The following is an 18,742-nucleotide window of genomic DNA, read 5'->3' as shown; positions in this document are numbered from 1 at the left end:
CCATGAACATCGGCTGGAATGACAACGCACCGATTTACCGCCAGCTCAAGGACCGTGTCATCGACATGATGCTCGACGGCATCCTGAAAGCAGGCGACGCCCTGCCCTCGGTCCGCCAGATCGCGGCCGAATACCAACTCAACCCGATCACCGTGTCCAAGGCTTACCAGGAACTGGTCGACGAAAACCTAGTAGAAAAACGAAGGGGGATTGGCATGTATGTCACTGAAGGAGCAAGCGAGAAACTGCTCGCCAGCGAGCGCGAACGTTTCCTGCGCGAGGAATGGCCGGCCATGGTGGAGCGCATCCGCCTGCTGGGCCTGAACGTCGAACAGCTGCTGCACACCGCGCAGCCCGGAGGTGTGGCATGAGCGCCCTCATTTCCGCCCGCGGCCTGACCAAGCGCTACGGCAAGCGGGTCGCGGTCGACGGCATCGATTTCGACATCCCGGCCGGGCGCATCGTCGGCCTGATCGGCCCCAACGGGTCGGGCAAGACCACCACGCTCAAGGCGGCGCTGGGCCTGATTCCCTTCGACGGCGAACTGCGGGTGATGGGGCTCGACCCGCGCACCCAGCGCGACGCCCTGATGCAGGACATCTGCTTCATCGCGGACGTGGCGATCCTGCCGCGCTGGCTGCGCGTCAGGGATGCCATCGATTTCGTGGCCGGCGTACACCCGCGCTTCGACCGTTCGCGTGCCGAGCGCTACATCGCCAACACCCGCCTGACGCCTTCCATGAAGGTCAAGGAAATGTCGAAGGGCATGATCGTCCAGCTGCACCTGGCACTCGTCATGGCGATCGACGCCAAGATCCTGGTGCTCGATGAGCCGACCCTGGGCCTCGACATCATCTACCGCAAGCAGTTCTACCAGAACCTGCTGGAAGACTATTTTGACGAGAACAAGACCATCATCATCACGACGCACCAGGTCGAGGAAGTCGAGCACATCCTGACCGACCTGCTGTTCATCCGCGACGGACGCATCGTGCTGGCCGCCTCGATGGACGAAGTGGGCGAGCGCTATGTCGAAGTGATGGTCGCCGCCGACAAGGTCAATGCGGCCAACGCCCTGCAGCCGCTCGACCAGCGCACCGTGTTCGGCAAGAACGTGATGCTGTTCGACTCGGCCCGCGCAGGCGGCGTCTCGCGGGCCCAGCTGGCCGCCCTTGGGGAGACGCGCAATCCGAGCGTGGCCGACCTGTTCGTGGCAACGATGAAAGGAACCTACGCATGAATACGATGAAATGGCTGGTGCGCCGCGAGTTCTGGGAGAACAAGGGCGGCTTCATCTGGGCGCCGCTGGTGGCGGCCCTGATCATGGTGGTGCTGGTGGGCGGCGTGGTCGGCTACGGCATCGCCAGCGGCAAGATGGGCGGCGACAGCGCCATCAGCATCCAGGTCGATGGCGAAGAAGTGCATAATGCGCGCCTGAGCGAAGTGATCACCGCCGAAAAACGCGCGCAGGTGGCCAGCATGGCCGCCAACAACTACATCGCCATCGGCGCCCCGGTCCTGGTCGTGCTGCCGATCGTCGCCTTCTTCTATTGCCTGGCCGCCCTGTACGACGACCGGCGCGACCGCAGCATCCTGTTCTGGAAGTCGCTGCCGATTTCCGACACGGATACCGTCCTGTCGAAGCTGGTGACCGTGCTCGTCATCGCACCTTTGATCACGATCGGCATCGCTACCGCCGCCGCGCTCGCCATGCTGTTCTTCGGCGGGGTCGCGGCCAGCACCAAGGGCCTCAGCCTGTTCGGGCCGGTGCTGACCAACATCAACTTCTATCTGGCTCCGTTCTACCTGGTGGCGATGCTGCCGGTGTATATCCTGTGGGCCTTGCCGACCGCCGGCTGGCTGCTGCTGGTGTCGAGCTGGGCCAAGTCGAAAGTCTTCCTGTGGGCGGTCGGCGTGCCCCTGATGGCGGCAGTGCTGCTCAAGTGGCTCGATTACCTGCTGGGCGTGTCGGCCGGCGTCACCATCAACGCCGACTGGATCATCAACAACGTGCTCGAGGCAATCCTGCTCGGCCTGGTTCCCGGCACCTGGTTCATGAACGCCGGCTCGGCCCTGCCGCAGCCGGGCACGAGCGGCGTCCCGCTGCTGCCGATGCTCACGTATTCGTGGTCGACTTTGGCCAAGCCGGAACTCTGGGGTGGCGTGATCGCCGGGGTGGCGATGATTGCCGGCGCGATCCGTCTGCGTCGCTGGCGCGATGAGGGTTGATGGTGCGGCGCGCCCTGGTTGCAGCGACCGTCGGCGCCCTGCTCCTGTCCACCCCGGCCGCCGCCGTGCCGGGGGTGGACGAGCCGGATACGGTCAAGGTCAGCGCGATTCGCAATCCGGAGCTGCGCAAGTACAAGGCGATCCTGGCCGGGCTCGACAGCTTCGACAAGCACCGGGCACTGGCGCCAGGGGTGGCCGAACTGCGCTTCCGGATCGAGCAGCGCAGTGACGCCGCCCTGGCGGAACAGCCGCGGGTCCGCATCGAAGGCGAGCACGATTTCGTTCTGCCGCTCGCACTCGACGCCACCAACCGCTTCAGCGTGCCGCGCAGCGAGGCGGCGCTCGACGCCCGGGGCGAGCTGGTGCTGAACCAGAAACGCAAGCACTACCGGATCGTGCCCGAGGTACGCACCCCGGGCCTGCCGGACAATGTAAGGCGGCTGGGCGACCTGCGCCTCGAATGCAAGGTGTGGGTGGCGATCGCCAAGGAAGAGATCCCCCTGTTCTGGGTTCTGACCCTGAACAGCGTGCTACTGAGCCGGGACTGGTGCAGTTTCTTCTCGGCGAAAGAACGCCAGGCCGGATTCCGGTTCAACACCGAATCGCCACTGCGTGCGGCGACGCTGCGCGAGGGAGAGCGCAGCAAGCCGCTGAAGGTCGAGAACGACCACTTCCTGGTCGGGATCAGCGATCCGGAATGGAGCGACGAGGCGCTGGTGGAGCTGGCGTTCGGCAGCGCAGCCACCGCCGACGCCGAGCCCGCCACCGCCGCCGCCACGAGTCTTACTGGAACTGCTGCCGAAACGCCTCGAACTGCGCCTTGAGCTCGTCCAGTTCGCCGCGCAGGGCGGCCACTTCCGCCTCCAGCTGCCCGACCCGGCTGCCCGGGGCGGAGGCGGTGGCGGCGGCGCCGAAGGCGGAATCGTCGCGGGCAAGTGAAATGTCGCCGCCCAGCAGCTGGCCGTAGCGCGATTCCTTGGTGCCGGGCGCGCGTTCCAGCTTCGCCACCAGCGGCGGGTATTTGTCGACCAGGAACTGCAGCGCCGCCTCGACGTCGGCGACCGACTTGAACTCGTGCAGGCGGCCCGTGCGGGTGCGGATCTCGCCGGCCGTCTGCAGGCCGCGCAGCATCAGCACCGTCAGCACGGCCACTTTATCCTGCTCGAGCGTCCACTTGATGCGCATCCGGTGTTCGTATTTCGTCACCCGCGCCCCGGCCGCGCTCACCGCGCTGGCCAGGCGCCGTTCGATCAGGCGCTGCAGGGTGTCCTGCACGGTCTCTTCCGACAACTGCATCACCGGGTCGCGGCTCGACAGCTGGTTGCAGCCGTTGACGATCGCATTGAGCGACATCGGGTAGTTATCGGGCGTGAGCGCTTCTTTTTCGGCCAGCACGGCCAGCACGCGGATCTCGAAGGGATCGAGCACGGCAGGGTCGGGCGCGGCAGCATCGGCGACGGCGCCGGTCACTTCATCAGTCATGGAATTCCTCAGTCAACCAGCCGGTTCAGTTCGGCCGAATCGAGTTTATCACCCTCGCGCAGGTTCGGACAGGCGATCCCGGCGGCCTTGATGGTGGCAGTGAGTTTTTCCAGCTGCTCGTCCTGGTGCGCGACGTGGTCGATCAGGCCGCGCAGGGCTTTTGAGAGCGGGTCGTCGCGGTTCGGCGTGACGCCGTAGGCGGCGAACATGCGCGCGCTCCTCGACTGGTCTTCCTTGAGGATGATGTGGGCCGGGTTGCCGACCGCGGTGGCGCCGGCCGGCACCGGTTTGACGACCACGGCGTTCGAGCCGACCTTGGCGAACTCGCCGACCGTGAACGCGCCCAGCACCTGGGCGCCGGCGCCGACGATCACGCCGCGCTCGAGCGTCGGGTGGCGCTTGGTGCCGGCCACCAGCGTGGTGCCGCCCAGGGTCACGCCCTGGTAGATGGTGCAGTCGTCGCCGATGACCGCCGTCTCGCCGATCACGACACCGAAGCCGTGGTCGATGAAGACGCGGCGGCCGATGGTGGCGCCGGGGTGGATTTCGATGCCCGTGATGACGCGCGCGAGGTAGGACACGAAGCGCCCGAGCCACTTCAGGTTGAGGCGCCAGCACGCGTGCGCCCAGCGGTGCAGGACGATCGCGTGCAGGCCGGGATAGCAGGTGAGCACTTCCCAGCCGTTACGGGCGGCCGGGTCGCGGTCGATGATGCTTTTGATATCTTCGCGCAACGAGGAAAACATAATTTGTACAAAAGGAAAACAGCAGCCATGGTAGCGCATACCACGGGCGGCTGCTTGGGAGGGGGTCAATTTTGGAGGTGTTCCGGGGGGGCGCATGCGGAATATCGGCGGTCGATTCCGCGTGGGCACAAGTGCCCATCCTACGGATGAATTACCGGGCTCGAATCGGTAGGGTGGGCACTCGTGCCCACGCGGATCAAGCGTACCGCTATCCGGGCAGGCAACAGCCCGGAAGCGAAAGTTAAGCCTGCACGCCGCGCTGGCGGCGCGCTTCGTACAGGCAAACGCCGGAGGCGACCGAGACGTTCAGGCTCTCGACAGAACCGAACATCGGGATCGACACCAGCAGGTCGCAGGTTTCGCGGGTCAGGCGGCGCATGCCCTCGCCTTCCGACCCCATCACCAGGGCGCAGGGGCCGGTGAAGTCGGCTTCGTACAGGCCCTTGTCGGCGTCGTCGGAGGTGCCGATCAGCCAGATGCCGCGGTCCTTCAGTTCGCGCATGGTGCGCGCCAGGTTCGTCACGGTGATGTAGGGCACGGTTTCGGCGGCGCCGCTGGCGACTTTGGCGGCGGTGGCGTTCAGGCCGACCGCGCGGTCCTTCGGCACGATGACCGCGTGCGCGCCGACGCCGTCGGCCACGCGCAGGCAGGCGCCCAGGTTGTGCGGATCGGTGATGCCGTCGAGGATCAGCAGCAGCGGCGGGCCCTCGATGGCGTCGAGCAGCTCGTCCAGGTTGCGTGCCAGCGCCAGCTGGCTGGCAAAGGCGATCACGCCCTGGTGACGGCGGGTGCCGACGATCTTGTCGAGGCGGCTTGCTTCGACCGGCATGACGCGCACGCCGGCCTCTTTCGCGTTGGCGATCAGGGCCTTCATGCGGGCGTCGTTACGCTCGGCATCCACGAAAATTTCCTCGACCGATTGCGCCTCGTGGCGCAAGCGCGAGGTCACCGCGTGGAAACCGAAAATCATTTTGTTCTTCATGTATTACTTTTCTTTTTTGCTGCTGGTTTTGGAGGTGGTGCCGCCCGCTTTGGCAGCGGGCTTCTTGGGCGCGGACTTCTTGGCGGCGCTCGTTTTGGGAGCTGCTTCTGCGGCGGCCTTGGCGGCAGGCGCACGGCGCGGCTTGGCCGGGGCTTTCGCCACCGGCGCCGCCGCGACTTCTGCCGCTGGCGCCGGCTCGGCTGCCTTCGCGCGGCGTGCCCGTTTGGCGGGAACCGCGGCTTCCGGCTGCGGCGCCGGTGCCTCTGCGCGGCCAGCTTCGACGGGCTCGGCCGCTTCGCTCTTCTTCGCGCGGCGCGGACGCTTGGCGGCAACCGTCGCCTCGCCGGCCGGCGGCTGGACAACCGCAGCAGGCGCCTCGCTGCCGAGTTCGGTGCTGAGCTCGGCGGCAGGCTGGGCCGTCTTGCGCGCGCGCTTGGGCTTCGGCGCGACCGCATCGTCCGCTTGCGCGGCAGCGACCGGCTGCACGACGGCGGCCGGCGCTGCGATCACCGCCTCGACCGGCGCGGCTGCCTTGTCCTTCTTCGGACGCCGCTTGGCCTTGGCCTCGCTGTCCTGCTGCGGCGCCTGTGCGGCGGCTTCGCTTGCAGCAGCGGCTGCCTCGGCTGCCTCGGCCGCCTGCTGGCGCGCCTGGGCGTTGGCCGCCTTGGCGTTGGCCGACTGGCGGGCGCGGCGCGCGGCTTCCGAGCTGTCCGGCTCGAGCGCCGCATCGAAGCGCGGCGCCGGTGCATTGTTCGCCTGCTCGCGCGCCTGCGCCGCGGCTGCGCGTTCCGCGCGCTCCTTGCGGGAGCGGCGCGAACGCTTCGAACGGCCGCCCTTTTCTTCCTCGGCCTCGACGGCCGGCGCCTGGCGCTGGGCCGGCTGGACGGCGGCCTCGCGGCCCTGCTGCTGCTGCGCAGGAGCGGGCACGGCAGCACTGCCCTCCTCGGCCAGCACGAGGTCGATCTTGCGCGCCTCGAGGTCGACCTTGGCGACCTGCACGGTGACGCGGTCGGTCAGGCCGAAGGTCTTGCCGGTACGCTCGCCGCGCAGCTGGTGGCGCGCTTCGTCGTACTGGAAATAGTCCTGGCCGAGGCCGGTGACGTGGACCAGGCCTTCGACGTAGAGCTCGTCGAGCTGGACGAAGATGCCGAAGGTGGTCACGCCGGCCACGGTGCCGGTGAAGGACTCGCCCAGCTTGTCCTGCATGAAGAAGCACTTGAGCCAGTTCTCGACGTCGCGCGAGGCTTCGTCGGCGCGGCGCTCGTTGGCCGAGCAGTGCACGCCCAGGGCGTCCCAGATGGTCAGGTCCTTGGCGTCCTTGGCCGTGCCCTCGGCCTTGTCTTTCGCGGCCTGTTTGCGGGCGGCGTTCGACACGGTCGTGTTCAGCCTGGAGAGATCGATGCCTTTCGGCTCGTAGCGCTTGCCTTGCAGGACGGCCTTGATCGCGCGGTGCGTGAGCAGGTCGGGATAGCGGCGGATCGGGCTGGTGAAGTGGGCATAGGCCTCGTAGGCCAGGCCGAAGTGGCCGACGTTGTCCGGGCTGTAGACGGCCTGCTGCATCGAGCGCAGCAGCATGGTCTGCAGCAGGGCCGCGTCCGGGCGCTCCTTGATCTCGCGCATCAGGGCGGCGTAGTCGCCGGCGGTCGGCTTCAGGCCGCCGCCCAGGTTCAGGCCCGTCATCTTGAGGAAGGTACGCAGCTGGTTCAGCTTTTCCTCGGTCGGCGTGGCGTGGATGCGGAAGGTGCCCGGGTGCTTGTGGCGGATCAGGAGGTCGGCGGCGCACACGTTGGCGGCCAGCATGCACTCCTCGATCAGGCGGTGCGCGTCGTTGCGGGTACGCGGGATGATCTTTTCGATCTTGCCCATCGCATTGCAGACGATATAGGTTTCGGTGGTTTCGAAATCGATCGCGCCGCGTACGTGGCGCGCGCCGAGCAGGGCCTGGAACACGCGGCTCAGGTTCTGCAGGTGCGGCACGATGGCCGGACGGCTTTTCGCTTCCTCGCCGTCCGGGTTGGCCAGGATGTCGGCCACCTGGTTATAGGTCAGGCGCGCGGCCGAGTGCATCACGGCCGGATAGAACTGGTAGGCCTGCACTTCGCCGTCGCTGGAGACGACCATGTCGCACACCAGGCACAGGCGGTCGACGGCCGGGTTCAGCGAACACAGGCCGTTCGACAGTTTTTCCGGCAGCATCGGGATCACGCGGCGCGGGAAATAGACCGAGGTGCTGCGCTCGATCGCGTCGACGTCGAGGCCGTCGTTCGGCCGCACATAATGGCTGACGTCGGCAATGGCGACGAGCAGGCGGAAACCGTCTTCGCGGCCGAGCTTGACCGGCTCGCAATAGACCGCATCGTCGAAGTCGCGCGCGTCTTCGCCGTCGATGGTGACCAGGGGCACGTCGCGCAGGTCGACGCGGTCGACCAGGTCGCTCGCGACCACTTCGTTGGGCAGCTTGTTGGCCTGTTTCAGCGCGGCGGGCGAAAACACGTGCGGCACGCCGAACTTGCGCACGGCGATTTCGATTTCCATGCCCGGGTCGTCGAGTTCGCCGAGCACTTCGACGATGCGGCCGGTCGGCTTCTGGAAGCGCGCCGGCTGCTCGATCAGTTCGACGCTGACCACCTGGCCGGACTTGGCCTTGCCGGGCGAGCCGGCGACCAGGATGTCCTGGTTCATGCGCTGGTCTTCCGGCGAGACGATCCACACCCCGCCTTCATTCAGCAGGCGCCCGATGACGTGGGTATTGGCGCGCTCGACCACTTCGACGATCGTGCCTTCGGGGCGGCCGCGGCGGTCGGTGCCGGTGATGCGCGCCAGGACGCGGTCGCCGTGCAGGACCTTCTGCATTTCTTTGTCGTTCAGGAACAGGTCGGCGCCCGGCTCGTCGGGAATGACGAAACCGAAACCGTCGCGGTGGGCACTGACTTTACCGGCCACGAAATCGGAGCCGTTGGCGAGGCTGTATACACCGTCGGCGCTGGCGCGCAGCTGGCCATCGCGTTCCATTGCATTCAAGCGGCGGCCCAGGACTTCCTGGGCGGCGGGCTTGACCCGGAGGGCACGTGCGAGCGTGGCTGCATCGAGCGGCGTGCCGGCATCACGGAAAATACCGAGGATTTCCTCGCGGCTAGGGATAGTATGAGTAGGTTGCTTCAAATCGTTTTCTTGATTCTTCTCGAGGGGCGCCGGACCGGCCGGCACCGTGGTTAGATTGACACCTTGACAGGCGTAGTGTAACGGAGGACCACGCAATTTGCCTAACCAATGCCTAACGAAGCGTGCTGCGGAAATGCAAGAGAGGGTCTTTGACTTTTGTAATCGTTCCGCTATAATCTCGGCTCTTTCGCAACGACAGCATGTGAAGCGAGAGAGAAAAGCGGTAAAGATGCAGGCAGTTCGGCGCCGGAGCAGCGAAAGTTGATCTAGCGAAAAACGGTAAAGCCTGATATTGTATCAGCTTCAGCGGTTAGCAGTAACAATGCCCACGTGGCGGAATTGGTAGACGCGCATGGTTCAGGTCCATGTGCCGCGAGGTGTGGGGGTTCGAGTCCCTCCGTGGGCACCATCTACTGGCAGTATCCCGCAGTTGTAGGGTGGACTCCCGAGTCCACGCATAAAGTTCGAGTAGTGTTAGCAGCAAAAAATGCCCACGTGGCGGAATTGGTAGACGCGCATGGTTCAGGTCCATGTGCCGCGAGGTGTGGGGGTTCGAGTCCCTCCGTGGGCACCATCTACCGGATGTAAATCCGCAGAAGTAGTAGCATCGTAGGGTGGACTCCCGAGTCCACGCGTGAAGTTCGAGTAGTGTTGGCAGTACTTGCAGTGCCCACGTGGCGGAATTGGTAGACGCGCATGGTTCAGGTCCATGTGCCGCGAGGTGTGGGGGTTCGAGTCCCTCCGTGGGCACCAAAAGCTTTCTGGCGTTAGCCGGCGCAAAACGCCGCAATCCTTGCATAAGGTTTGCGGCGTTTTGCGTTGTTGGACTCTTCCTTACGCCGCAATCCTTGCAAAAGGTTTGCGGCGTTTTGCGTTGTTGCGCCCTCTCCACCATGGGAAGGTCAAGCCGCCATGTACCGTTCACGGCGCAAACCGGTTATGCTGGCCCTGCCATGCACCCTTATTCCTTCCTGACCGGACTCGTCCTGCTCTGCGCCGTGGCCGGCGCCGCCGCCAAGCCCGCGCCCTGGTACCAGTGGCGCAGCAAGGCGGACGGCAAGCTCGCCTGTTCCCAGACACCGCTCGGCCCCGGCTGGGAGCGCGCCGCCGGTCCCTATCGGGACGGGCGTTGCGAAAAGCTCATCGTTGCTAAATAATAGGGTCGTCAGCCCGCAAGTCGTCCGTCGCAATGATTGATATAACCGGGCAGAACCCTGCCCGGTAAAACCGAGGAGACATTGATGTTCACGAGTCCCGAACAATTCGCATCCGCCACCAAAACCCTGTTCGACCTGCAAATGCAGACCTTCGACATGCTCGCCAACAAGACGGTCAAGGGTCTGGAACAGGTGATGGCGCTCAACATGGCGACCGCCCGCAGCACGATGGACAAGACGCTCGCGGCGAGCCGCGACATGACGCAAGCGCAGGACGCCCGCGCCGCCTTCGACGCGCTTTCGGCGCGCATGACGCCGGACATGTCCGGCAGCGTCGAGTACCGCGACCAGATGAAAGCGATCATCGACGAAATGCAAAGCGAGTTCCGGCGCGCCGCCGAGGTGCACGTCGCCGAGGCCAAGAGTACCTTGTCGGCCCTGATCTACGACGTGACCCAGAACGTCAAGCCGGGTTCGGAGAACGCCGTCGAAATCATCAAGGCGGCGATCGACAACGCTTTCAAGGGCTACGAGCAGGTCACCCAGGCCACGCGCCAGGCCGTGCAGAACGTCGAGGAGCAGATTGCCAAGGCGTCCTCGCTGGTCAATCCCGGCATGAACAAGCCGGCCGGCGCGGACAAGCCGGCCGAGTAAGCTTCGCCTGCGTCAAAACAGCAAGGGCAGCCTCGGCTGCCCTTGCAGTATCCTTTCATTTCAATGCCTCGAATGAAAGGATATTTCACCCTTCCTGACTATCCTTTTCGATCCCCAGCAGCTCTTCCACATGGGCCAGCGCGCCCGCATCCTTGACCACCGTCTTGAGCCACAGGTGCAGCGGCTGTTCGCCCCAGGCCGCCGCCTTGTCGGCGAGGTAGGCGACCGGGCTGTGCGGCTCTGCCTGACGAAAGAAGTCGGCCACCGCGCGCAGTTGCGCCAGCGCCTGGGCGCGGCTCTGGATCGGGCCGGCGACGGCCGGCAGTGCGGCCGCCGCGGCGGAGACGACCGGCAAGGCCGGCTGCGGCAGGCTGGGTACGGCTGCCGCCGGCACGGTGCCCGCCGGGGCAGTGCCCGGCGTGACGAAGTGCGCCAGGTTCTGCAGCGCCGTGCGCGCCGTCGAAAAGCCCGGGCCGTCGGCCCCGAGCCGGGCATCGACCGCCGCCTCCAGCGCGGCCAGCGCCGCCAGGCAGGCATTGCAGTCGTCCAGCAAGGCCTGCTGGAAGGCTGTCGAGCTGCGGCTGCGCGCCGCCTCGACCTCGGCGATTTTGGCGGCGCCGTGGGTGCGCGCCGCTTCGATGTCGCGCATCGAGAAGGCGCGGTCTTCGGTGACCGGGCATTCCATCGCCAGTTGCGGCGACCGCGCGGCGATCCAGGCCAGGTTGCCGATGCGCTGCTCGAAGCCGCCTTCGTCGGGCAGCGGATACAGGCCGTCCCAGTAGCGCTCGCACAGCCCGGCGATCACCAGCAGCGCGTCGGCCAGCCCGCGCAGCCCGGCCATCTTGGCGTTCGCTTCGGCCAGCCACACGGCCAGCTGCAAGTCCTTGCTGCGCGTCTCGAGCAGCTGCGCGCAGCGCCTGGCGACGAACTTCCAGTCCGCTTCCTTGAGCGTGGTGACCCAGGCGCCCTGCTCGATCGACGGATCGTCCGCCTTGCGTGCCTGGGCGATCGCATCGAGTTCGGGCGAAAACGCGAGGTCTTCGCCGCAGGGAGAAGATGGACCGACCGGGTTGAGTAACTGCTCGACCTTGAACATGGCCCTCTCCTTATTGCAGCGTCGCGGCCGCCGCCGCTATCGCCGGGTCGATCGTATATTTGAACTTGCCGGCCTTGGTCGCGCCGACCTTGATGCGGGCGATCGCCCCGCCCTCGGCCATCCGCGCCAGCACGCTGTCGGCGATCTCGGGCAGCAGCGTGCCGTTCAGGATGGTGTCGACATTGCGCGCACCCGAATCGACTTCGGTGCAGCGCGCCAGCACGGCGTTGACCAGGGCGTCGTCGTACTCGAACGTGGCGCCATGGTTGCTCAGTACGCGCTGGCCGATGCGGTTCAGTTTCAAGCGGATGATATTGGCCAGCACCTCGTCGCCGATCGGGTAGAACGGCACCGTCGTCAGGCGCCCGAGGAAGGCGGGCTTGAACTGCTTCATCAGCTGCGGCCGGATCATGTCGAGCAGGGCGTCGGGTTTCGGCAGCTCGCTCGTCGTCTTGTTCAGGCAGGCCGCCATCATCGTGGAGGACGCCGTGTTCGAGGTGAGGATGATGATCGTGTTGCGAAAGTCGATCTGGCGTCCTTCGGCATCGTCCAGCACGCCCTTGTCGAACACCTGGAAGAACAGCTCGAGCACGTCCGGGTGCGCCTTTTCCACTTCGTCGAGCAGCACCACGCTGTAGGGGTTGCGCCGCACCGCCTCGGTCAGCACGCCGCCTTCTCCATAGCCGACATAGCCCGGCGGCGAGCCTTTCAGGCCGGAGACGCTGTGCGCTTCCTGGTATTCGCTCATGTTGATGGTGACCAGCTTACGCTCGCCGCCGTAGAGCAGGTCGGCCAGCGCCAGCGCGGTTTCGGTCTTGCCCACGCCCGAGGTGCCGACGAACAGGAACACGCCCTTCGGCTTGTTCGGGTCGTCGAGGTTGGCGCGCGCGGTACGCACGCGCTGGGCGACGGCGGCGGTGGCGTGCGACTGGCCGAGGATGCGTTCGTCCAGCAGCGACTGCAGTTGCAGGACGGTGCGGATCTCGTCCTTCACCATGCGCCCGAGCGGGATGCCGGTCCAGCCGGCGACGATCGCCGCCACGGTGCTGCCGTCGACCTGGACCGGCACCAGCGGCGCCTCGCCCTGCAGCGCGCGCAGTTCGTCCACGGCCGCCCGCAATGGGGCGGCGTCGCCGCGGCCGCCTTCGAGTTCGCCGCGCAGGCGCGCGATGTCCGCCGTGAGCGCGCGTTCCTGTTCCCAGCGCGCGTTCAGGCGCTCCTGCTCGGTCAGCACGGCCATGCGTTCGCCGCGCAGCACGATCAGGCGCGCGGCGTGGTCGCCGCCGCCGCTCTGCTCGCGCTCGAGCGCGGCGATCTGGGCGTCGATCCGCTCGATCTTGCGCAGGCTCGCTTCCAGCAGCGCCGGCGTGGCGCTCTGTCCGAGCGCGACCTTGGCGCAGGCCGTGTCGAGGACGCTGATCGCCTTGTCCGGCAGCTGGCGCCCGCTGATGTAGCGGTGCGACAGGCGCACCGCTTCGACAATGGCTTCCTCGTAGACGCGCACGCCGAAATGCTGTTCCATCAGCGGCGCCATCGCGCGCAGCATCGCGCAGGCAGTTTCCTCGTCCGGTTCCTCGACCTTGATGACCTGGAAGCGGCGCGCCAGCGCGGCGTCCTTCTCGAAATACTTCTTGTACTCGCCCCAGGTGGTGGCGGCGATGGTGCGCAGCTCGCCGCGCGCCAGCGCCGGTTTCAGGAGGTTGGCGGCGTCGTTCTGGCCGGCCGCGCCGCCGGCGCCGATCATCGTATGCGCTTCGTCGATGAACAGGATGATCGCGTGCGGACTCTTTTTCACCTCGTCGATCACGTTCTTGAGGCGGTTCTCGAACTCGCCCTTGACGCTGGCGCCGGCCTGCAGCAGGCCCATGTCGAGGGTATGGATCTCGACCCCGCGCAGCACTTCCGGCACGTCGCCCTGCACGATGCGCAGCGCCAGCCCTTCGACCACGGCGGTCTTGCCGACGCCCGCCTCGCCGGTCAGGATCGGGTTGTTCTGGCGCCTGCGCATCAGGATGTCGATCGCCTGGCGGATTTCCGGATCGCGCCCGATCACCGGGTCGACCTTGCCTTCGCGCGCGCGCGCCGTGAGGCAGGTGGTGAACTGGTCCAGCGCCGGCGTCTTGCCCGGGGCGGCCGCCTGCAGTTCCCCGACCGGATCGCCGCCCTGCCCCTGCCGGGCTTCCCGTACAGCGCCGCAAGCAGGCGCGGCCGCCTCGCTCGATCCACGCGTGAGCCGGTCGAAATCGTGCTTCAGGCGCTCGGGCGGGAAGTCGGCGAACAGCTTGGATGCGCGCTGGGCCAGCTGGGCCAGGCTCGGTTCCGTGAGCAGCGCCAGCAGCAGGTGGCCGCTGCGGATCTGGTTCGGGCCGTCCGTCCCCAGCGAGGCGATCAACCAGGCATGCTCGAACAGCGCCGGCAGGTGCTTCGAGAACACCGGCGTGCGCGTGCTGCCGCCGGCAAAACGCGCCACCTCGTGGCGCAGGTCGTTTTCCAGGCGCGACAGGCTGATCTCGCAGGCGCGCGCCGCGACGACGACGTCGCAGTCCGCCTGTTCCAGCAGCGCCAGGAACAGGTGCTCGATGTCGACTTCATACTGGCCCAGGCCGACGCAGATATTGGCTGCGCGCGTCGCCGCCAGGCGCGATGCGCCATTGAGTTTGCCGATCAGGGTCTTGAGGTTGATGTCCATGCGGGTCGCATCCTTTATCGTAAAGTGTCCTGGCCTTGGGTATCCTGGCGCCGGCCGCCGGGGCCGCGCGGATGTCCCGTCTTCCTGATTGCGTAGTGCAGCGACGAGGGCTGCAGGACGGCGCTGAAATTCACGCTGCCGCCCTCCTCGCCGCCGGCCCCCAGTTCGAGCCGCCCATGGATGATGAAGTCGAGCCGGTTGACGCTCCCCGGCGCGATGGCGATGCTCGCGCTGACGTCCTTCAGGCGCGGCTCGTGGGTTTCGATGGCGCAGGTCAGCGCTGCGCAGATCGCGGCGCGGTCTTCCTCGCTGCTCATGCAGAAGGCGGCAAAGTCGAGCAGGCCGTAGTTCAGGATCGACGCGCGCGCGAGGGGAAATTCGTCGAAGGCCGCGGGCGGCAGCGCGGCCCGCGTATTGAGCAGCGCCTCCAGGTCGCGCGCCACGTGGTCCTTGATCTGCTCGATGCCCAGGGGCGCGGCGGCACCCGGCTCGCCGCGCTCGTCCATCAGGCGGTCGAGCAGGCCGGGAGTGAAGCCTTTCATGGGAAGCCCTGGAGAGAGATGAACGAGGCGCCACCGGTGACCGGCGCGGCGGCCGGCACCGGTGGTCCTTTACGCTTGCGGCGGTCAGGCGATCTTGTTGGTCGCCAGGTTCCAGCCGCCCGAGGTATTGCCGCCGGCGCCGCCGGTGACCTTTTGCTGGGTGTACTTGTTTTTGACCTGCGAGAACTTCAGGCTGACAGTTTCCTGCATGATCGAGCCTTCCTTCACGGTCGGCATGACCGAGCCGATCAGCACGTTTTCCAGCTCGATTTCAAAGTACTTGATGCGCTCGCCCTGGCCGTCGGCACGCATGAATTCGAGCTTGGCCTTGGGGATGGTCTTGCCGGCCGCGCAGGTCTGCATCAGGATCGGCGACGACAGGTCGGCCAGCTTGGTGAAGGTGATTTCCTTGTGCTCGCAGCGCTCGGCCGTATGGCCGCCGCCGGTCGATGCGGTGGCCGAACGCGGCTGGCTCACGCCCCAGTTCACCGAGGTGCACTCGATCCAGTCCTTGTGCTTGTCGTCCATCGATTCGCCTTTGATGCCATCGATCTGCAGATATACGTCAATTGCCATGTTTGCTAGCTCCTGGTTCGGTTTGTAGGTGAATCAATTTTTGGTCGACTGCGGCAACTCCGCGACCAAACGGAGGGAAACGGACAATTCGTCGAGCTGGAAGTGCGGGCGCAGGAAGGAGACCGCGCGGTAGCAACCGGGCCGGCCCGGCACCTCCGACACCTGCACGCTGGCTTCGCGCAGCGGGAACTGGGCCTTCTGCTCCTGGCTGGCGTTGTCGTCCAGCAAGACGTACTGGGTCAGCCAGCGGTTCAGGTAATCCTCGACGTTGGAAGCGGCGGCAAAGCTGCCGATCTTGTCGCGCATCATGGCCTTCATGTAGTGGGCGATGCGCGAGACGGCGAAGATGTACTGCAGCTGCGAGGACAGCATGGCGTTGGCGTTGGCGGCCTCGTTGGCATACTTCTTCGCCTTCTGCGCCGACTGGGCGCCGAAGAAGGCCGCATACGAGGTGTTCTTGCAGTGCACCAGCGAGATGAAACCCAGGTCCGAGAGTTCCTTTTCGCGGCGGTCGGTGATGGCCACCTCGGTCGGGCATTTCAGGGCCACTTCGCCTTCGTCGGTCTTGAAGGTATGGGTCGGCAGGTTCTCGACCAGGCCGCCGCCCTCGACGCCGCGGATCGCCGCGCACCAGCCGTAGTCCTCGAAGGCGCGCGTCAGCTTGGCGGCGAACGCGTAGGAGGCGTTGCACCACAGGTACTTGCCGTGGTCGGTGCCGTCGACGTCCTCGACATAGTTGAAGCCTTCGGTGCTCATGCCGTCGACCGGGTTGTACGGCAGGCGGCCGAGGAAGCGCGGCAGGGTCAGCCCGACGTAGCGCGCGTCTTCGGACTCGCGGAAGGCCTTCCACTTGGCGTATTCGACGGTGTCGAACACCTTGGCCAGGTCGCGCGGCTTGCCGAGGTCGCCGAAGCTTTCGACGCCGAACAGTTCCGGCGCGGCCGAGGTGATGAAGGGCGCGTGGCTGGCGGCGGCCACGTGCGACATCTGCTCGAGGAAGTACATGTCCTCGGGCTGGCGGCTCATCTCGAAGTCGCCGACCAGGGCGCCGTAGGGCGCGCCGCCGAAGGTGCCGAACTCCTCTTCGTAGATCTTCTTGAAGAGCGAGCTCTGGTCGAATTCGAGTGCGGCCTGGAAGTCCTTGACCAGTTCGCGCTTGCTGGCGTTGAGCATGCGGATCTGCAGGCCCGAACTGGTGGACGAATTCTTGACCAGGTATTGCAGGCCGGTCCAGGTGCGCTCCATCTTCTGGAACTCGGGCGCGTGCATCACGGCCGACAATTGGGTCGAGATCAGCCGGTCCAGTTCGGCCAGGCGGGCGTCGATCATCGCCGACAGGTTGTTCGACACCACCATCGTGCCCGACATGACCTGCGTGACCAGTTCCGAGATCAGGTCGCGCGCCCGTTCGTGCTCGCTGGGCGAAGCGGCGACGCGGCTTTGCTCGACGATCTGGTCGAGCAGGGAATGGTCCAGTTCCAGCGCTTGCGTCCCTTGTTGCGCCTCCTGCAGAATCGCCGCCATTTATTTGTCCTCCGTGGTCTTGCGCAGGCTGTCGAGTTTTTCGGTATTGCCGAGCACCTCGCTCAAGATGTCGTCGAGCTTGTCGTTCCCGGCCAGCTTGTTGCGCAGGTCGGCCAGCTTGGTGCGCGCTTCGAGCAGGCCGCGCAGGGGCGCCACCTGCTGCACCACGGACTCCGGACGGAAGTCCGCCATCTCGCGGAACTGCAGCTGCACGCCGAACTGCCCGCCCTCTTCCGACAGGTGGTTCTCGACCCGGAACTGCACGCTCGGCGCCACGCCGCCCAGCACCTCGTCGAAGTTGGAAGCGTCGACGTTGACGAACTTGCGGTCCTTCAGGCGCTTCTTCTCGGCGTTCGGATCGGAACCGAAGTCGCCGATCACACCGACCACGAAGGGCAGCTCCTTGTTCTCGATGGCGTCGCCGATCTCGACGTCGTAGGTCATCTGCACACGCGGCGCGCGCACTTTCTGCAAGCGTTTTTGTACGCTTTCACTCTTAGCCATGTCAGCTCCAGGGGAAATGGGACCGGCGGGCGCCGGCCGGCGATCGCTTACTGCATCGTTACTTGAGCGCGTCGAACGGGTCGCTCGATGTCGCGGCGGGCTTGGCCGGCGCCCGCGCCGCCGTCGTGGTCGCGCGCCGGACCGGTGTCTTGGCCTTGCCCGGCACCAGAACGTCTTCGCCCAGGCTCGCGCGCAGCAGCTTGGCCAGGTCCTGCGCTTCCGACTTGACGTCGCCGTCCAGCTTGTTCTTGCGCGCCAGGTCGCCGAGCGCCTTGCTCGACACCCGCAGGCCGCTGACCGCGGCGATGCTGTGCGCGAGCGTATCGTCGGGGTCGCGTTCGAGCGCTTCGAGCGCATGGACGATCGCTTCGCCATAGTTGTCGCTGTCGAAGCGCATCTGGGCCATCCGCACCCATGGTGTCTTGTCGGTCGGGAAGGCCTGGCTTGCCCCCTTGAGCAAGGCATAGGCCTTGTCGGGCTGGCCGGCGGCGACCGCCGCGTCGGCAGCAGCCATCGAGGCTTCCACCGTCGTCGCCTTCGCCATGCTGCCCGATCCCTGGCCGCTGCTTGCGCAGGCGCTCAACAATGCGACACACGCCATGGCCGGCATCAGTCGTTTGAACATCATCTCGGTCTCCAGTACGTTGAACCAGACGCCATTATTCGGTAAGCGCAGCCTAAAGAATTGCGCACAGTCAACAACACGACAGGTCCCTGCCGCAACGCATAAAGCCTCTCCCGCTTGCGCCGTCTCACAGGCCAGGCCCGGGGTTCCTGTTAAATGAGCGCTGGCCTTATTTACGAGAGGCAAGCGAACACATGAACCGAATTCCTGTCTGCCTGCTCCTGCTCGGCGCCCTGTCGGGTTGCGCGCGCGACGGTGTCGCCAACCGTGCGCTGGAAGCGGCCGGCCTGCGCCAGCCGGCTGCCGAGATGGAGAAGTCGCCGCACCAGGTGCGGCTGCGCCTGCACGCCGCGCCCCGCCTCAACAGCGATGCCCAGGGCCGGCCGCTGGCCCTGGTGACGCGCATCTACACCCTGCGCCAGGCCGCGGCCTTCGAAGCGGCGCCGTATGCCGCCTTCCTCACGCCCGGTGCCGAGCGCGAGGCCTTCGGCGCCGACCTGGTCGGGGTGCGCGAGGTGATCGTGGTGCCTGGACAGCGCATGGAGACGATCGAGAACGTGCCGCGCGAGGCGGCCTACGTCGGCGTCGTGGCGCTGTTCCATTCGCCGGCGCCGCAGCGCTGGCGCCTGGCGTTCGCCAGCCCCGAGGCCGAACGATCCGGCCTGACGCTGGGCCTGCAGTCCTGCGCGCTGTCGGCCGGCGCCGGAGCCCAGCCGATCGGCGGCGCAAGGGCGACGGGCTCTGCGCGCTGTCAATGAGGGCGGCCCGGCGTTC

At 66.4% G+C, this 18,742-nt stretch carries 18 protein-coding genes and 3 tRNA genes; 10 read left to right on the top strand and 11 right to left on the bottom strand.

The window, feature by feature from the left end:
* The first annotated feature begins 2 nt into the window (after positions 1–2).
* From ACFPAH_RS11105 to ACFPAH_RS11090, 4 genes are read left to right on the top strand one after another with little or no spacing between them, the layout of a single operon-like run.
* Positions 3–371, top strand: a complete 369-nt coding sequence (locus tag ACFPAH_RS11105; RefSeq protein ID WP_379744715.1) for a GntR family transcriptional regulator — start codon at positions 3–5, stop codon at positions 369–371.
* Positions 368–1,240 carry an ABC transporter ATP-binding protein gene (locus ACFPAH_RS11100; protein ID WP_379744712.1) on the top strand — a complete coding sequence of 291 codons (873 nt, stop codon included), beginning with the start codon at positions 368–370 and terminating at the stop codon, positions 1,238–1,240. The genes ACFPAH_RS11105 and ACFPAH_RS11100 overlap by 4 nt, the downstream gene beginning before the upstream one ends.
* A complete protein-coding gene (locus ACFPAH_RS11095; RefSeq protein WP_379744709.1) occupies positions 1,237–2,229 on the top strand; it encodes a hypothetical protein in 993 nt (330 codons plus the stop codon). The genes ACFPAH_RS11100 and ACFPAH_RS11095 overlap by 4 nt, the downstream gene beginning before the upstream one ends.
* Positions 2,229–3,053, top strand: a complete 825-nt coding sequence (locus ACFPAH_RS11090; RefSeq protein ID WP_379744706.1) for a hypothetical protein — start codon at positions 2,229–2,231, stop codon at positions 3,051–3,053. Before ACFPAH_RS11095 ends, ACFPAH_RS11090 begins: the two co-directional genes overlap by 1 nt.
* Here ACFPAH_RS11090 and ACFPAH_RS11085 read toward each other — a convergent pair.
* The 4 genes from ACFPAH_RS11085 to rnr all read right to left on the bottom strand — a co-directional run bounded on the left by ACFPAH_RS11085 (position 3,013) and on the right by rnr (position 8,601).
* Entirely contained in the window at positions 3,013–3,711 is a 699-nt protein-coding gene (locus ACFPAH_RS11085) for a YceH family protein (RefSeq protein WP_379744704.1), read from the bottom strand. The genes ACFPAH_RS11090 and ACFPAH_RS11085 overlap by 41 nt on opposite strands.
* Before the next feature lie 8 nt (positions 3,712–3,719).
* Positions 3,720–4,457: a serine O-acetyltransferase gene (cysE, locus tag ACFPAH_RS11080; RefSeq protein WP_379744701.1), complete on the bottom strand. Its 738-nt coding sequence runs from the start codon at positions 4,455–4,457 to the stop codon at positions 3,720–3,722.
* Between the two features lie 241 nt (positions 4,458–4,698).
* Positions 4,699–5,439, bottom strand: coding sequence for a 23S rRNA (guanosine(2251)-2'-O)-methyltransferase RlmB (rlmB, locus tag ACFPAH_RS11075; RefSeq protein WP_379744698.1), 741 nt, complete (start codon positions 5,437–5,439; stop codon positions 4,699–4,701).
* Between the two features lie 3 nt (positions 5,440–5,442).
* Positions 5,443–8,601: a ribonuclease R gene (rnr, locus tag ACFPAH_RS11070; RefSeq protein WP_379744695.1), complete on the bottom strand. Its 3,159-nt coding sequence runs from the start codon at positions 8,599–8,601 to the stop codon at positions 5,443–5,445.
* A gap of 324 nt (positions 8,602–8,925) precedes the next feature.
* On the opposite strand from rnr, the gene ACFPAH_RS11065 reads away from it, so the two are divergent.
* The 5 genes from ACFPAH_RS11065 (at position 8,926) to phaP (ending at position 10,412) form a co-directional block, all read left to right on the top strand.
* Positions 8,926–9,010: transfer RNA gene (locus ACFPAH_RS11065), tRNA-Leu, on the top strand.
* Positions 9,011–9,090: 80 nt separating this feature from the next.
* A tRNA-Leu gene (locus tag ACFPAH_RS11060) sits at positions 9,091–9,175 on the top strand.
* Positions 9,176–9,269: 94 nt separating this feature from the next.
* A tRNA-Leu gene (locus ACFPAH_RS11055) sits at positions 9,270–9,354 on the top strand.
* A 200-nt stretch (positions 9,355–9,554) separates the two neighbouring features.
* Positions 9,555–9,758, top strand: coding sequence for a hypothetical protein (locus tag ACFPAH_RS11050; protein ID WP_379744692.1), 204 nt, complete (start codon positions 9,555–9,557; stop codon positions 9,756–9,758).
* Between the two features lie 84 nt (positions 9,759–9,842).
* Positions 9,843–10,412 (top strand): TIGR01841 family phasin, encoded by a 570-nt coding sequence (gene phaP, locus ACFPAH_RS11045; protein ID WP_379744689.1) that lies wholly within the window; start codon positions 9,843–9,845, stop codon positions 10,410–10,412.
* 85 nt (positions 10,413–10,497) lie between these two features.
* Here the strand turns inward: phaP and tssA are convergent, their stop codons facing one another.
* From tssA to ACFPAH_RS11010, 7 genes are all read right to left on the bottom strand, one after another.
* Positions 10,498–11,508, bottom strand: coding sequence for a type VI secretion system protein TssA (gene tssA, locus ACFPAH_RS11040; RefSeq protein WP_379744686.1), 1,011 nt, complete (start codon positions 11,506–11,508; stop codon positions 10,498–10,500).
* A 10-nt stretch (positions 11,509–11,518) separates the two neighbouring features.
* On the bottom strand, positions 11,519–14,197 hold the full coding sequence (gene tssH, locus ACFPAH_RS11035; RefSeq protein ID WP_379744683.1) for a type VI secretion system ATPase TssH: 2,679 nt from the start codon (positions 14,195–14,197) through the stop codon (positions 11,519–11,521).
* A 14-nt stretch (positions 14,198–14,211) separates the two neighbouring features.
* Positions 14,212–14,739 (bottom strand): type VI secretion system baseplate subunit TssE, encoded by a 528-nt coding sequence (tssE, locus tag ACFPAH_RS11030; protein ID WP_379744680.1) that lies wholly within the window; start codon positions 14,737–14,739, stop codon positions 14,212–14,214.
* Between the two features lie 84 nt (positions 14,740–14,823).
* Positions 14,824–15,315 carry an Hcp family type VI secretion system effector gene (locus ACFPAH_RS11025; RefSeq protein ID WP_379744677.1) on the bottom strand — a complete coding sequence of 164 codons (492 nt, stop codon included), beginning with the start codon at positions 15,313–15,315 and terminating at the stop codon, positions 14,824–14,826.
* A gap of 33 nt (positions 15,316–15,348) precedes the next feature.
* Entirely contained in the window at positions 15,349–16,839 is a 1,491-nt protein-coding gene (gene tssC / locus ACFPAH_RS11020) for a type VI secretion system contractile sheath large subunit (protein WP_379744674.1), read from the bottom strand.
* The gene (tssB, locus tag ACFPAH_RS11015; RefSeq protein ID WP_379744671.1) at positions 16,840–17,343 is read right to left on the bottom strand and encodes a type VI secretion system contractile sheath small subunit; all 504 of its coding nucleotides are present in this window, start codon (positions 17,341–17,343) and stop codon (positions 16,840–16,842) included. It lies immediately after the preceding gene.
* A 58-nt stretch (positions 17,344–17,401) separates the two neighbouring features.
* A complete protein-coding gene (locus tag ACFPAH_RS11010) occupies positions 17,402–17,971 on the bottom strand; it encodes a tetratricopeptide repeat protein (RefSeq protein WP_379744668.1) in 570 nt (189 codons plus the stop codon).
* A 191-nt stretch (positions 17,972–18,162) separates the two neighbouring features.
* Between ACFPAH_RS11010 and tssJ the strand changes: the two genes are divergently transcribed.
* Positions 18,163–18,726: a type VI secretion system lipoprotein TssJ gene (tssJ, locus tag ACFPAH_RS11005; protein ID WP_379744665.1), complete on the top strand. Its 564-nt coding sequence runs from the start codon at positions 18,163–18,165 to the stop codon at positions 18,724–18,726.
* Positions 18,727–18,742: the final 16 nt, after the last annotated feature.

The organism is Massilia sp. GCM10023247 (genome assembly GCF_042653325.1).
Taxonomy (GTDB): domain Bacteria; phylum Pseudomonadota; class Gammaproteobacteria; order Burkholderiales; family Burkholderiaceae_D; genus Telluria.
Note: the sequence above shows the minus strand (reverse complement) of the source record. Positions and strands in the feature narration are given on the sequence as shown.

Coding starts and splice junctions, on each gene's coding strand:
- ACFPAH_RS11105 (WP_379744715.1), top strand. CDS start 3: ATGAACATCGGCTGGAATGACAACGCACCGATTTACCGCCAGCTCAAG.
- ACFPAH_RS11100 (WP_379744712.1), top strand. CDS start 368: ATGAGCGCCCTCATTTCCGCCCGCGGCCTGACCAAGCGCTACGGCAAG.
- ACFPAH_RS11095 (WP_379744709.1), top strand. CDS start 1,237: ATGAATACGATGAAATGGCTGGTGCGCCGCGAGTTCTGGGAGAACAAG.
- ACFPAH_RS11090 (WP_379744706.1), top strand. CDS start 2,229: ATGGTGCGGCGCGCCCTGGTTGCAGCGACCGTCGGCGCCCTGCTCCTG.
- ACFPAH_RS11085 (WP_379744704.1), bottom strand. CDS start 3,711: ATGACTGATGAAGTGACCGGCGCCGTCGCCGATGCTGCCGCGCCCGAC.
- cysE (WP_379744701.1), bottom strand. CDS start 4,457: ATGTTTTCCTCGTTGCGCGAAGATATCAAAAGCATCATCGACCGCGAC.
- rlmB (WP_379744698.1), bottom strand. CDS start 5,439: ATGAAGAACAAAATGATTTTCGGTTTCCACGCGGTGACCTCGCGCTTG.
- ACFPAH_RS11050 (WP_379744692.1), top strand. CDS start 9,555: ATGCACCCTTATTCCTTCCTGACCGGACTCGTCCTGCTCTGCGCCGTG.
- phaP (WP_379744689.1), top strand. CDS start 9,843: ATGTTCACGAGTCCCGAACAATTCGCATCCGCCACCAAAACCCTGTTC.
- tssA (WP_379744686.1), bottom strand. CDS start 11,508: ATGTTCAAGGTCGAGCAGTTACTCAACCCGGTCGGTCCATCTTCTCCC.
- tssH (WP_379744683.1), bottom strand. CDS start 14,197: ATGGACATCAACCTCAAGACCCTGATCGGCAAACTCAATGGCGCATCG.
- tssE (WP_379744680.1), bottom strand. CDS start 14,739: ATGAAAGGCTTCACTCCCGGCCTGCTCGACCGCCTGATGGACGAGCGC.
- ACFPAH_RS11025 (WP_379744677.1), bottom strand. CDS start 15,315: ATGGCAATTGACGTATATCTGCAGATCGATGGCATCAAAGGCGAATCG.
- tssC (WP_379744674.1), bottom strand. CDS start 16,839: ATGGCGGCGATTCTGCAGGAGGCGCAACAAGGGACGCAAGCGCTGGAA.
- tssB (WP_379744671.1), bottom strand. CDS start 17,343: ATGGCTAAGAGTGAAAGCGTACAAAAACGCTTGCAGAAAGTGCGCGCG.
- ACFPAH_RS11010 (WP_379744668.1), bottom strand. CDS start 17,971: ATGATGTTCAAACGACTGATGCCGGCCATGGCGTGTGTCGCATTGTTG.
- tssJ (WP_379744665.1), top strand. CDS start 18,163: ATGAACCGAATTCCTGTCTGCCTGCTCCTGCTCGGCGCCCTGTCGGGT.